The organism is Nocardia sp. NPDC049737, from assembly GCF_040674755.1.
In the GTDB taxonomy this organism is placed as follows: domain Bacteria; phylum Actinomycetota; class Actinomycetes; order Mycobacteriales; family Mycobacteriaceae; genus Nocardia.
Genome location: NZ_JBFANH010000001.1, coordinates 80,654 through 93,258 on the forward strand (window position 1 = coordinate 80,654; position 12,605 = coordinate 93,258).

10 protein-coding genes and 1 tRNA gene are annotated in these 12,605 nt (G+C 66.1%); 5 read left to right on the top strand and 6 right to left on the bottom strand.

Going from position 1 to position 12,605, the window contains the following annotated elements:
• Nucleotides 1-114: 114 nt before the first annotated feature.
• Nucleotides 115-1,221, top strand: coding sequence for an o-succinylbenzoate synthase (menC, locus tag AB0J47_RS00395; protein ID WP_364339748.1), 1,107 nt, complete (start codon nt 115-117; stop codon nt 1,219-1,221).
• Between the two features lie 129 nt (nt 1,222-1,350).
• Here menC and AB0J47_RS00400 read toward each other — a convergent pair whose 3' ends face one another.
• Complete coding sequence (locus AB0J47_RS00400; protein WP_364338814.1) at nt 1,351-2,619, bottom strand: LuxR C-terminal-related transcriptional regulator; 1,269 nt, start codon at nt 2,617-2,619, stop codon at nt 1,351-1,353.
• Nucleotides 2,620-2,756: 137 nt separating this feature from the next.
• Here AB0J47_RS00400 and AB0J47_RS00405 point away from each other — a divergent pair, with 137 nt between their 5' ends.
• Nucleotides 2,757-3,659, top strand: coding sequence for an NADP-dependent oxidoreductase (locus AB0J47_RS00405; protein ID WP_364338816.1), 903 nt, complete (start codon nt 2,757-2,759; stop codon nt 3,657-3,659).
• Between the two features lie 236 nt (nt 3,660-3,895).
• On the opposite strand, the gene AB0J47_RS00410 is transcribed toward AB0J47_RS00405, so the two are convergent.
• Both AB0J47_RS00410 and orn read right to left on the bottom strand, forming a co-directional pair.
• Nucleotides 3,896-3,968 (bottom strand) — tRNA-His (locus tag AB0J47_RS00410).
• A gap of 55 nt (nt 3,969-4,023) precedes the next feature.
• Entirely contained in the window at nt 4,024-4,665 is a 642-nt protein-coding gene (gene orn / locus AB0J47_RS00415; RefSeq protein ID WP_364338818.1) for an oligoribonuclease, read from the bottom strand.
• Between the two features lie 335 nt (nt 4,666-5,000).
• Here orn and AB0J47_RS00420 point away from each other — a divergent pair, with 335 nt between their 5' ends.
• Together AB0J47_RS00420 and AB0J47_RS00425 are read left to right on the top strand one after the other, a co-directional pair.
• On the top strand, nt 5,001-6,806 hold the full coding sequence (locus AB0J47_RS00420; RefSeq protein ID WP_364339750.1) for a helicase HerA-like domain-containing protein: 1,806 nt from the start codon (nt 5,001-5,003) through the stop codon (nt 6,804-6,806).
• A 139-nt stretch (nt 6,807-6,945) separates the two neighbouring features.
• Nucleotides 6,946-8,589, top strand: a complete 1,644-nt coding sequence (locus tag AB0J47_RS00425) for a S8 family serine peptidase (protein ID WP_364338820.1) — start codon at nt 6,946-6,948, stop codon at nt 8,587-8,589.
• A gap of 3 nt (nt 8,590-8,592) precedes the next feature.
• On the opposite strand, the gene AB0J47_RS00430 is transcribed toward AB0J47_RS00425, so the two are convergent.
• Complete coding sequence (locus AB0J47_RS00430) at nt 8,593-9,687, bottom strand: NAD(P)/FAD-dependent oxidoreductase (protein WP_364338822.1); 1,095 nt, start codon at nt 9,685-9,687, stop codon at nt 8,593-8,595.
• A 52-nt stretch (nt 9,688-9,739) separates the two neighbouring features.
• Between AB0J47_RS00430 and AB0J47_RS00435 the strand changes: the two genes are divergently transcribed.
• Nucleotides 9,740-10,183 carry a MarR family transcriptional regulator gene (locus AB0J47_RS00435; RefSeq protein ID WP_364338824.1) on the top strand — a complete coding sequence of 148 codons (444 nt, stop codon included), beginning with the start codon at nt 9,740-9,742 and terminating at the stop codon, nt 10,181-10,183.
• Nucleotides 10,184-10,193: 10 nt separating this feature from the next.
• Here the strand turns inward: AB0J47_RS00435 and lysA are convergent, their stop codons facing one another.
• Nucleotides 10,194-11,537: a diaminopimelate decarboxylase gene (gene lysA / locus AB0J47_RS00440; protein ID WP_364338826.1), complete on the bottom strand. Its 1,344-nt coding sequence runs from the start codon at nt 11,535-11,537 to the stop codon at nt 10,194-10,196.
• Between the two features lie 263 nt (nt 11,538-11,800).
• A complete protein-coding gene (cmrA, locus tag AB0J47_RS00445) occupies nt 11,801-12,604 on the bottom strand; it encodes a mycolate reductase (RefSeq protein ID WP_364338828.1) in 804 nt (267 codons plus the stop codon).
• Nucleotide 12,605 lies beyond the last annotated feature (1 nt).

The following is a 12,605-nucleotide window of genomic DNA, read 5'->3' on the forward strand; positions in this document are numbered from 1 at the left end:
TCCCGGTGACACCGCCCCTGATGCCCGCAGTCTACGGAGTGAAACAGTGATCTGTCAGATAATCGGTGATAGTAAGCGGCTATCGGCAAGAGGCTGATATGCCAAGCTGTGAAGGTGCGGCTCGAGGGCGTTGAGCTGCGTCGGCTGGGTCTTCCGCTACGCAGCCCATTTCGGACTTCGTTCGGGGTCGAATTGTCGCGCGACATTCTCCTGCTGCGGGTGGTTGCCTCGGACGCCCAGGGTTGGGGCGAGTGCGTAGCACTGCCCTCTCCGAGTTTTTCCTCCGAGTACATCGATGGCGCCGCCGACGTCATCCGCCGGTTTCTGTTGCCGGCGCTGGCCGGCCGAGATCTCGACCCGGATGATGTAGCGCCCACGCTTGCGCGGTTTCCTGGTCATCGAATGGCCAAGGCCGCGTTGGAGATGGCGATCCTCGACGCCTGGCTGCGCGCCCGACGACGTTCTTACGCCGGATATCTCGGCGCGACTCGCACATCGGTGGCCGCGGGTGTCTCGATCGGGATCATGGACGAGATACCCGAACTGCTGGATACCGTCATGGAATATCTGGAACAGGGCTACCAGCGGATCAAGCTCAAGATCGAGCCAGGATGGGATGTCGCGCCGGTGCGGGCGGTACGGGAGCGGTTCGGCGACGCTCTTAAGCTGCAGGTCGACGCGAACGGCGCCTATACATCGGCCGATACCGACCACCTCGCTGGTCTCGACGAGTTCGGACTCGAACTGCTGGAACAGCCTCTTGCCGAGGACTGCTGCCGCGATCACATCATGCTCGCCCTTCGCCTGCGTACGCCGATCTGCCTGGACGAATCGATTCTCTCGGCGCGAGGCGCTGCCGACGCGATCGAGCTGGGGGCATGCTCGGTGGTGAATATCAAAGCCGGACGTGTCGGCGGCTATCTCGAGGCGCGCTCGACCCACGATGTCTGCGTGGCACACGGCGTACCGGCATTTTGCGGCGGAATGCTGGAAACCGGGCTCGGTCAGGCAGCGAATCTGGCGGTAGCGGCGCTACCCGGTTGTACGTTGCCCGCGGACATCGTGGCCTCGGATCGCTATTACGAACAAGACATCATCGAACCGCTCCGGCTGGAAGCCGGATACATCACCGTGCCTGACGGGTCCGGCCTCGGTGTAGACCCGTTGCCGGATGCGCTGGAGGCGGCAACGACGAGCAAGGAATGGTTGTCGCCGATATGACCCGCGCGGCACTGTCGAGTAGACAACGGATTGCTCAATGTCACCCGGCTGGACGACCCCGACGAGGTCGTCTGCACAACCCAGGGACGCCCGGTGAGTCCGGGAGGTCAGGCTGGTGGACGAACTGGATCAGGATGTGGCCGCACCCCACTCGTGGGCCAGTGCGGCCGCCTCGCCGCGCGAGCCGACGCCAAGCTTCTCGAGGATCTTCGCCACGTGAAACTTCACCGTGGACTCGCTGATGTGCAGTTCGCCGGCGATATCCCGGTTGCGCCGCCCGCGCGCCAGCTGAGCCAGCACTTCCAACTCCCGCGCGCCCAGCACGGTCAGCGGGTCCTCGCGCGGGGTGTCCGGCGGTCCGAGCGGGACCTGGACGGTCACCGTCGTGCCCCAGCCCGGTACCGCGTCCACCTCCAGCCGCCCGCCCAGCGGGCCCAGCCGTTCGCTGACCCGGCGCGCGTCGAGGGCGCCACGCGGCAGCGCGCCGGGGCCGTCGTCCCGCACGGTGGCGCGCAGTTCGGCTGCGTCGATCTTCCAGCTGACGTGGATCCGCCGCACCTGCTGTTGGTCGTCCAGCATCGCGTGCACGACAGCCCGGACCACCGCGCGTGCCGCGGCGGCGACGTCGGCGGGCAGCGCCCGGTCCGCGCCTTCCTCCGCGCCGGGCGTGCCCAGTTCCAGCAGCACGCCGCGGGGGCGCAGGACGCGGCTCAGCGACTTGGCAAGCCGGTCGAACGCGTTGCCGGCCCGCTCCTCGGCCATCGCGTGGTCCAGTTCGGCCCGTGCACGCAGCTCGACCAGCGCAGTGACGGCGAGGTCGACGGCGCGGGTCCGGGCGTCATCGTCACTCAGCGAACGGTCGCGCAGGATGCCGAGCAGGGCGGTCAGCGCGGCCCCGTGCGCGTCGCCGAGGTCGGAGATGGCCACGGCGCGTGCCGCCGCGGCCGCCCGGGACACGGCCAGCCATTCGGGCGCTGCCTCGTTCCGCAGGCCCTCCCGGTGGGCGGTCACCATGTCCCACACCGCCAAGGCGGACGCCAGGGTCTCTTCCGGCACCCGAGTGTCCTCGGTCCGCACGAGGACCAGCAGCGCACCTTGCTCGGTGGCATCGCTGGCCAGGGCCAGCACGGGCACCTCGACGCCCGCCATTGTGGCCCGTCCCTGCCAGGTGCCCCGCGCAGGCATCAGCGGCCGGATCGCGGCGAGGTCGGCGATCGTGACGGACGAACCCGGCGCGCCGGGCGACTCGCCGTAGGTCTTGAACGGCGCGAACGGGCAGTTGGCGGACAGCTGGGCGAGCGTCCGGTGCGGGATCGCCTCAGCGAAGGCCGCGGACAGCCGCGTCTGGGTCTCGGTCAGGGGCGCCCGGATCACCTCGACGGCCGACATCGGGTCCATGGTTTCCGAGCATAGCCGTGCGCAACACACGTTCCGGCTGTCCTTTCGACCAGGGCGAACTGGCCGAACGGCTGGCGAGGGTGGAGCCGGTCCATCTTCAGGATGGAGTCGTCACCGGAACAACATGGGAGTGAGAGATGAAGGCGATCGTTTACGCCGAGTACGGCGGTCCGGAGGTCCTGCGGTTGGCGGACGTCGAGGAACCGCACGCTGAGGTCGGACAGGTGCGGCTGAAGGTCGTGGCCGCCGGCGTCAACCCGGTGGACTACAAGATCCGCAGGGGCTGGATGCAGGACATGGCGCCCGCATCCCTGCCGGCGATCCCCGGCTTGGAAGCGGCCGGCGTGGTCGATGAGGTCGGGGCGGGTGTCACCGGTGTGGCGGTGGGCGACGAGGTGATGGCCTGGACAGTGACCGGCTCCTACGCCGAGTACGCCTTGGCCGACGACTTCGCACTCAAGCCGGCCGGGCTCGGCTGGGAGACCGCCGCCGCGCTGCCGGTGGCCCTGGAGACCGCGGACCGCGTGCTCGACGTCCTCGGGGTGACGGCCGGGGAGACGCTGCTGGTGCACGGCGCAGCAGGAGTGGTGGGCGCGTTCGGCGTCCAGCTCGCGGTGGCTCGCGGCGTTACCGTCGTCGGCACCGCGTCGCAGCGCAACCACAACTACCTGCACTCGCTCGGCGCGATCCCGGTCACCTACGGCGAAGGACTCGCCGACCGGGTCCTGGCCCTCGCGCCGCAGGGCGTCGACGCGGTCTTCGACGTCGCCGGGCAGGCCGCCCTGGACGTGTCGATCGAACTGCGCGGCGGCACCGACCGGATCGTGACGATCACCGACCTGCGGGCGTTCGAACTGGGCGTCGTGTTCTCCGGCGATAGCCGGCGGTTCGGGGCGCAGCTCGCCGATTACGCCCAGCTCGTCGTGGACGACGCGCTCGGCGTGCGCGTCGCCGCGAGCTTCGCGCTGGCCGACGCCGGCCGGGCACACGACCTGAGTGAGACCGGCCATGCGGACGGAAAGGTAATCCTGGTCCCGTAGCGACGAAGCGCGGGACCCGGCAAGAGGGCGGGCGGATGGTGTCGGCCTTGTCGGGGCGCAGGTTGCGATAGCGGCTGGTGGTGTCGAATCCGCCCCGATGTGATGGGCCGAAGCGGTACGGCGGTTCGTGCGTTATTCGGGGCAGTGTCCCAGTGTGCGAACCGGAGTTGCTCAGGTTGTCTCTAGCTGGGCGAAAGAAGAGGGCGCGAACCGTTTGGTTCGCGCCCTCGCGTAAGGGTGGCTGACGGGACTCGAACCCGCGACAGCCAGGATCACAACCTGGTGCTCTACCAACTGAACTACAGCCACCATCGCCGGTGAATCACCAGCGCGGTCGATATTAGCGTGTCAACCCCTCGAGTCCCTAATCGGTTTCTGACGTGGCGTTTTGCGCGGTCTCCTTGTCGCCGCCGCTGAGTTCGTTCGCGACGGCGGTGATCTCCGCGGTCGACGGGCCCGGTGCGGCGACGAAGGCCGTGCGCCGGTAGTACTCCAGTTCGCGGATGGATTCCTTGATATCGGCCAGGGCGCGGTGGGTCAGGCCCTTCTCCGGCTGGCCGAAGTAGATGCGCGGGTACCAGCGTCGGCACAGCTCCTTGATGGAGCTCACATCGATCATCCGGTAGTGCAGATGCGCATCGAGTGCGGGCATATCGCGGGCGATGAAACCGCGGTCGGTTGCGATGGAATTGCCGGCCAGCGGAACCGTGCCCGCGGTCGGGGCGTATGCCCGGATGTAGTCGAGTACCTGCTGCTCGGCTTCGGCGAGGGTGACCGTGGAGCGGCGCACTTCCTCGGTCAGGCCCGAACGTGCGTGCATGTCGGCGACCACCTGCGGCATGGCGGCCAGGGCCGCATCGTCGGCGTGAATGACGATATCCACGCCGTCACCGAGAATATTGAGGTCGCTGTCGGTCACGAGCGCGGCCACCTCGATCAGCTTGTCGCTGTCGAGGCGCAGACCGGTCATCTCGCAATCCATCCACACCACGTATTTGTCGCTCACTGGACACACAGTAGCCGTTTGGTCGTGACCGACGGGGCTCACCCGGCTGCGTTGCCGCAGCGTAGGCCGTGTATCAAAAGCTCCGAATTCGACACCACGTATTTGTCGGACACCCCGGCAACATCAGCTGTATTTATTGGCGAGCCTTCGGCAGTGCATATCCCCACTGGGTCGAACCGTCTCAGTGGGAGTAGCGGCGATAGAGTTTGCGGAAGATCGGCGTATGCGTTTCGGCACGACAGCTAACACTGCGAAAGCAGTCAGGGTCAGACCAGACGGAGGACGCGATGGACGCAGGATCGCGAAGCGATTCGACGGGGGGCGGCGGTCGGGAGATGGGTGGGCCCACCCCTCAGGAGAAGGTGGTCGCGGCTCGGAAAGCAGCCGAGGAAGCGGCGCGCGTGGCCGAGGAAGCCGCCGCTGCGGCCGAGGCCGCCGAACGCGAGTTGGCTGAGCAGGAGGCCGCTGCCGCGAGCGCGGATCCGAATGCGGTGAATGCCGTGGCGCAGGCCGAGGCCGCGCAATCCAAGGTCGCCGCGACCGTGGAGACCGCGGCGGCCAGCGCTGCCGCGGCGGAATCCGCGCAGTTGGCGGCGAACAAGACCGCGCAGGACGCGCAGCAGTCGGTGGCGCAGCAGATCGCGGCCGGGTATGCGTTCGACGGGGCAGCACTGGAATTGGGCACTGTTGTCGTGGATGGCGCAGTGGATCCGACTGCGCGCGTGCGGATTCCGATGCGCACCATGAACCGGCACGGGTTGGTCGCCGGCGCGACCGGTACGGGTAAGACGAAGACACTGCAGGGCATTGCCGAACAGCTATCTCGGGCTGGGGTTCCGGTGGTGCTCGCCGATATCAAGGGTGACCTGTCGGGCCTCGCGCAGCAGGGGCGCGGTGGTGAAAAGCTCAGCGCCAGGGCCACCGAGACCGGTGCGCAGGACTGGGCGCCGAGCGGCTATCCGACCGAATTCGTCTCGCTCGGTACCGGTGGTGTCGGGGTGCCGATCCGCGCGACCATTACCGCATTCGGTCCGGTGCTGCTCAGTAAAGTGTTGGGGCTCAATGAAACTCAAGAGTCCACCCTCGGGCTGATTTTCCACTGGGCGGATAAGGCGGGCCTCGGTCTGCTGGATCTGAAAGATCTGCGCGCGGTCATCACCCATCTCACCAGCCCGGCGGGCAAGGAGGATCTCGAGGGCATCGGCGGGGTTTCGGGCGCGACGGCAGGTGTGATCCTGCGCGCGCTGGTGAATCTCGAGGCCGACGGCGGTGACACATTCTTCGGTGAGCCCGAACTGGATCCGGGCGATCTGTTGCGGACCGAGGGCGGTCAGGGCGTTATCACGCTGTTCGAACTCGGTGCGCAGGCGGCGCGGCCGGTGATGTTCTCGACCTTCCTGATGTGGGTGCTCGCCGATCTGTTCCAGACACTGCCCGAGGTCGGCGATGTCGAAAAGCCCGAGCTGGTCTTCATTTTCGACGAGGCGCATCTGTTGTTCGCGGATGCCTCGAAGGCATTCCTGGAGCAGGTGGAGCAGACGGTCAAGTTGATCCGGTCCAAGGGCGTGGGCGTCTTCTTCTGCACACAGCTGCCCACCGATATCCCGAATTCGGTGCTCTCCCAACTGGGTGCGCGCATTCAACACGCACTGCGTGCCTTCACTCCCGACGATCAGAAGGCGCTGTCCAAGACGGTGCGCACCTACCCGAAGACTGGTGTCTACGACCTGGAGCAGGCGCTCACCTCACTGGGGACGGGTGAGGCGATCGTGACGGTGCTCTCGGAGAAGGGTGCGCCAACTCCCGTGGCGTGGACCAGGATTCAGCCGCCGCGCTCGCTGATGGACACCATCGGCGAGGATCAGATCAAGTCACGGGCGCTATCCAGCGCGTTGGCGGCAAAGTACGGCCAGACCATCGATCGCGAGTCTGCCTATGAGATCATGGCCGCGAAAGCCGCTGCGGCACAGCAGGAACCGGAGGCAGCTCGGGCGCCGGGGCGCTCGAAGGCCGCCCCAGAGGAGGAATCCGCCGCCGAGCGCATCATGAAGAATCCGGCGGTGAAGAGCTTTCTGCGTTCGGCCGCAACCGCCGCGGGGCGCGAGATCAGCCGTAGCATTTTCGGTACCCGCAAGCGCTGAATACGAGTGATACCCCCCGACTCACCGAACGGGCAATTGGTGGGTCCGATTGTTTTCGAGTAGTCGGTACTCGATACATCGTCGCAGGTCGGCGCTAATTTTGCGATGGTGTTCGGGCGGTCACAGATAAGGAGTCGTCATGCCTACCGCAAATTTCGGGACAAAGAATGATCCTGGTTTTGTGTTGGAACAAAGCCCGGACCTGATCGCGGTCCGAACCCAGGACAGACGTCCGCTGCCCCGCTCCATCGGATCGGTTCGCACCCCGCTGAGCGGTGAACTGGATGACACGGCACTGGTGGTGTCCTATCCGGAGGCGGGCGTCGAGGTGTTTCGGGTGCCGCCCGATACGCGCTCGGTCGCCCAGCGCAAGTCCGTGCTCGCCGCCGCGCCGGAGGTGCGTTTCGCTGGTCATGTACTCGTGGATCCGGTGAGCGGCGAGCCCGTGCTGTACACGGAGAACGTCTTCGTGAAGTTCACCGATGACGCGGACCCCGAACGGTGTCGGGCGGTGCTCGGCGAGGCCGGTCTGCGGATCAAGGAGAGGGTGGACTACGCCGTCAACGCGTACTTCACCGCCGCGCCCGAGGGGACCGGCCAGCAGGTATTCGATATCGCGAACGGGCTACTCAGCCGCGACGATGTCGAGTACTGCCATCCCGAGTTGATCCGGCGGCGTGCCCGCAAGACGATCTTCCCGCAGCAGTGGCATCTGAAGGCGACGACCATCGGCGGCGCCACGATCAATGCACACGCGAATGTCGAAGCGGCCCACGCGATTACGCGTGGCGGTGGAGCGACGATCGCGCTGATCGACGACGGTGTCGATATCGACCACCCCGAGTTCGGCGGGACAGGCAAGGTCGTCGCACCGCGCGATGCGACCCGACAGACCAACGATCCGCGTCCGCGCGATACGCACGGAACCGGCGCCGAAAGAGGAGATAATCACGGAACCGCATGCGCGGGTGTCGCCTGTGCCAACGGCACCCTCGGCGCCTCCGGAGTGGCTCCCGAGGCCCGGTTGATGCCGATTCGGCTCGCCTCCGATCTCGGATCGCAGGCAGAGGCGAGCGCCTTCAAGTGGGCCGCCGACCACGGCGCCGACGTCATATCGTGCAGTTGGGGTCCGGCCGACGGGCTCTGGTTCCAGCCGGACGATCCGGCGCACAGTCAGGTTGTGCCGCTGCCGGCGAGCACCCGCCTGGCGATCGAGCACGCGGTGACGAACGGACGCAATGGCAAGGGGTGTGTCGTGCTCTTCGCGGCGGGCAATGGCAATGAGCCCGTCGACAACGACGGATACGCGAGTTTCTCGAAGGTCATCGCGGTCGCGGCCTGCAATGACACCGGAAAGCGCAGTGTCTACAGCGATTTCGGCAAGGCCGTCTGGTGCGCTTTCCCTAGTAACGACATCGGACATCCGGCGTTCCATCATCCCGATGCCCTGACCACCGGCATCTGGACTGTCGATCGGCACGGTCGCGCCGGATACAACGTGGGCACGACCGATGACGGCGATGCCGCGGGCAATTTCACCAATAGCTTCGGTGGCACTTCGAGCGCCTGCCCAGGGGCGGCCGGTGTTGTGGCGTTGGTGTTGTCGGTGCATCCGGATCTCACGTCGAGCGAGGTCAAGGACTTGTTGAAGCAGTCGTGCGACATGATCGATCCGCAACACGGCGCGTACGGTGCGGACGGGCGCAGTGACAAGTACGGCTTCGGCCGTCTCAATGCGCTGACCGCGGTGCAGACGGCCAAGAAGCTGCGGGGGCCGCAGTGAAGTTCAGGTGACGCTGCGCAGCGAGCGTTCCACCATCGCGAAACCGTAATCGAGCATTTCGGTTTCGTAGGCATGCACCGCATCGCGCAGTGAACCGGTCCGCTCGGTAATGCGGCGACAGAGCAGGGCGGCATCCCGCAGGGCTGTCGCCGCGCTGCTCCCGGCGGGGATCATGGTGTGGATGGCGTCGCCCATCAGTGTGACCGGCCCGGTTTCCCAGTGCCGCAACGGTTTTGCGGTCCGGATGGTGGTGTTGTGGACGGACTCCGGATCGGCATGGCGCACGAGTGCGGCGAGATTGTCGGGCCAGTCGTCGATCAGCTCGGTGGCGATCTTCTGCAGTTGCTGCTTGTCCATTGCGGACAGGTCGCCCGGAATCAGTGTGGTCGGCGCGGCGACCACCCACATGACGTAGTCGTCGCCGTCGCCGGAGGCGAATTCGTGGGCGGCCAGCGACATGAATCGTCCGTCGGTACCGGAGACGACGCTGAATCCGTCCAGTGCTGCCTCCGGGGTGAGCGCGCGGATCTCGTCGGTCAGCGCTGTCTTGCCGTAGATCTCCGCTTGGCCGGTTTCGACTACCTCCGCCTCCGGCAGCCATTGGGCCCGGATACGGGAATGCGTGCCGTCGGCGGCGACGAGTAGATCCGCATCGGTGACCGTGCCGTCGTCGAAGTAGGCGCGGACCCGGCCGTCGTCGAGCAATTCGAAGCGTTGGAAGGATGCGCCGTGGTGGACATCGATGCCGGTGAGTAGGAGCTTGCGCAGCGTGAGTCGGTCGACGGTCAGGTGTCGCCCGTGCACATCCTCCTCCGCCGACGGCGGAACCAGTATTTCCCGGACGACGTGCAGTTGCGGGTCGAGGAACCGCACGCCCGTCCCGCGCTTGCCCGCGGTGGCGACGATTCGTTCGTAGCGGTCCGACGGCAAACACGCACGCAATGCGAGGTCTCCCTCCGGATCGAGGTGGATGCGATAGCCCTGGCTGTGGTGGCCCGCGGCTTCGCGTTCGTAGAGTTCGACGGTGATTCCGGCTCGGCGCAGGCCCTGTGCGAGCAGGGGGCCTGCCAGCCCGGCTCCCACAATAGCAATATTCATGAATCAAAACTATCTGAATTCAGACGATCTGTCATCGGTTATAGTTTTGTCTGTGGCGGACACTTCGGAGCAGCTCGGCGCCCAGATCGGTGGTCAGCTCTATCTGGCGCACCGCTATGCGCGCGCGGCGGCCAATCAAGCACTGCGGGAACAGCGGCTCGAGCTTCGTCATCTCGGGGTGCTCAGCTGTCTGGCCGCCGTAGGGCCGCTAAGTCAGCGCGCATTGGTCGATCGGCTGCAGCTGGACAAGTCGTCGATGGTCTACATCATCGATGAGCTGGAGCGGCAGGGGCTGGCGGAGCGCCGCAAGGACGAGCGGGATCGGCGTAGCTATGCCGTGCACATCACCTCTAGCGGGCGGGAGCGCCTAGCGGCCGCAAATCGCACCGCCGACGCGGTGGTGGTCGAATTGCTCGCGCCGTTCTCGGAGGCCGAACGCCGCCAGTTGCACGAACTGCTCGGCCGGTTCATCGAGCACGCCGCCGGACAAGCCTGAGATCGGCCCATCAGTTGCCGATATCGCGGGCGAGTAGATCGTCGGTGGTTTCGCGGCGGATCAGCTGGCGGGCGCGTCCGTCGCGGACCGCGATGACCGGTGGCCGACCGACGCTGTTGTAGGACGAAGCGAGGCTGTGGTGGTAGGCGCCGGTGCACGGCACCGCGAGCACCTCGCCGGGGCGCAGGTCTGCCGGGAGTCGGATATCGGTGGCCAGCACATCGCCCGCCTCGCAGTAGCGACCCGCCACCGTGGCGGTCATCTGTGGGCCGCAGGGATGCCGATTGGCAACGACCACTTCGTAATTCGCTCCGTATAGCGCGACGCGGGCGTTGTCGCCCATGCCGCCGTCGACTGTGACGTAGGTGCGTCCGCCGTCGATGTGCTTGACCGAGAGCACGCGATACAACGTCACGCCTGCGCGTGCGACGATGGCGCGCCCCGGCTCCAAGGCGATATTCGGGCGTGGGAAGTGGTTTCGCGCGCAGGCCGCGTCCAGGGCGTCGTCGATGATGTCGGCGAGTTCGGTCAGATTCATCTCGGCATCGCCGCTGCGGTAGGCAACCGAATGTCCGCCGCCGAGGTCGAGATCAGTGAGGATACGACCGTGTTCCGCACGGACCCTGGCCATTTCGCCGATCATCCGGCGCACCGCCTCGCCGTAGTGATCCGGATCGTGGATTTGCGAGCCCAGGTGGCAGTGGAAGCCGATCAATTCGAGGTTCGGTTGGCGCATGATGCGTTCGACCGCCTCGGCGGCCATAACGCTGCCGAGCGGAAAACCGAATTTCTGATCCAACACACCGGTTTTCACGGCCGGATGCCCGTGCACGTCGATGCCGGGCGAGAGTCGGAGCAGGACTTGCTGCGGTCGGGTAGCCAGGGCCGAGAGCAAAGTGATCTCGGTCGGTGAATCGACCACGATCCGGCCGACGCCGCATTTCAGGGCGGCTTCGAGTTCGTCGAAGGATTTGCCGTTGCCGTGCAATACGATTCGCTTCGGGTCGACACCGGCCGCGATGGCGATGGCGAGTTCACCCGCCGAGCATACGTCTACCGAAAGTCCTTCCTGGGTAACCCATTCCGCGACCGCGCGGATCATCAGCGCCTTGCCCGCGTAGATGATCTCGGCCTCCGGGAAGGCCTTCTTGTAGGCGCGGCAGCGGGTGCGGACCTCGTGCTCGTCGAGCACATAGGTGGCGGTGCCGTACTGGTCGGCAATATCGGCGAGGGCGACTCCGCCGAGGGTGATTCTGCCGTCGCCGTCGTAGTGGGTATCTCGCGGCCAGACCGCGGAGTCGAGGCGCGAAGGCATTCCCGATCGCAGCGACGGGAAGATTTCGAGCAGCGTCACGTGGTTCTCCTGGGTGCGCCCCCGCTTTCTCGGCATGCGGGGCCGATATCAGGACTACGCCGGTTCCTACTGCTCATGGGCGATGCTGACGGATCCTTGACGCACCCGAAACGTTTCCTGACGGGTTGCTGACCGACACTGTTTTGCGGTCCACGCTCGCGCTGAACCGGACCGATGCCGGCGTTTGTGGTCGATGGATGGTTCGGCCACCACGGTGCTGTGTGCCCGCGAGAATTGCGCGGCAACGGCCGAGTTCGCGCTTCTCAGCCGCCGAGCTTCTTGTAGAACGCACCGGCGACGGGGGCGGTGAGGGCGCGAGGGCCGTATTGGCCTGCCACGCTCATGCCCTTGCTGATGAGGCCGGGAACGACGCGCATCTTGTTGCGTGCCAAGGCGTCGATGGAGATTTTGGCTGTGTATTCGGAGGTGACCCACATGAAGTCGGGCACCATTCGGTCGACGATGGAGGCCTCGGCCGGATCGGGAGTTTCGGTGCGGACCGGGCCGGGGGCGAGCAGGGTGACGTGCACGCCGGAGCCCTTCAATTCGCCGCGCAGCGATTCGGAGAAGGTGTTGGCGAAGGCCTTGCTCGCCGCATAGGTCGCATTGTTCGGAATCGGCATGTTGCCCGCCGCCGAACCGCTGATCAGGATGCCACCGCCACCCCTTGCGATCATGCCGGGCAGCACGGCCAGGGTGAGATCGTGCACCGCAACGGCATTGAGCTCCATCTGGTCCCGCTCATAAGCCGGATCCAATTCGGCGACCGCACCGAACGTCGCGATACCGGCGTTATTGCAGAGTATCGAAATATCGCGCGCCGCCAACTCCTCGACCAGCGCTCCCCGCGCCGTCCGATCGGCCAGATCAACCGCCCGCACCTCCGCGGTAATCCCATGCGCCAACGTCAACCGCTGCGCAAGCTCGGTCAATACCTCCCCCCGCCGCGCAACCAGGATCAACGAATACCCGCGCGCAGCAAGCTCAGCAGCAAGTGCAGTCCCGATACCTGAAGAGGCACCAGTAACAACCGCACGGTTCTCAGACGTAGGAGAGGGCAAACTCACG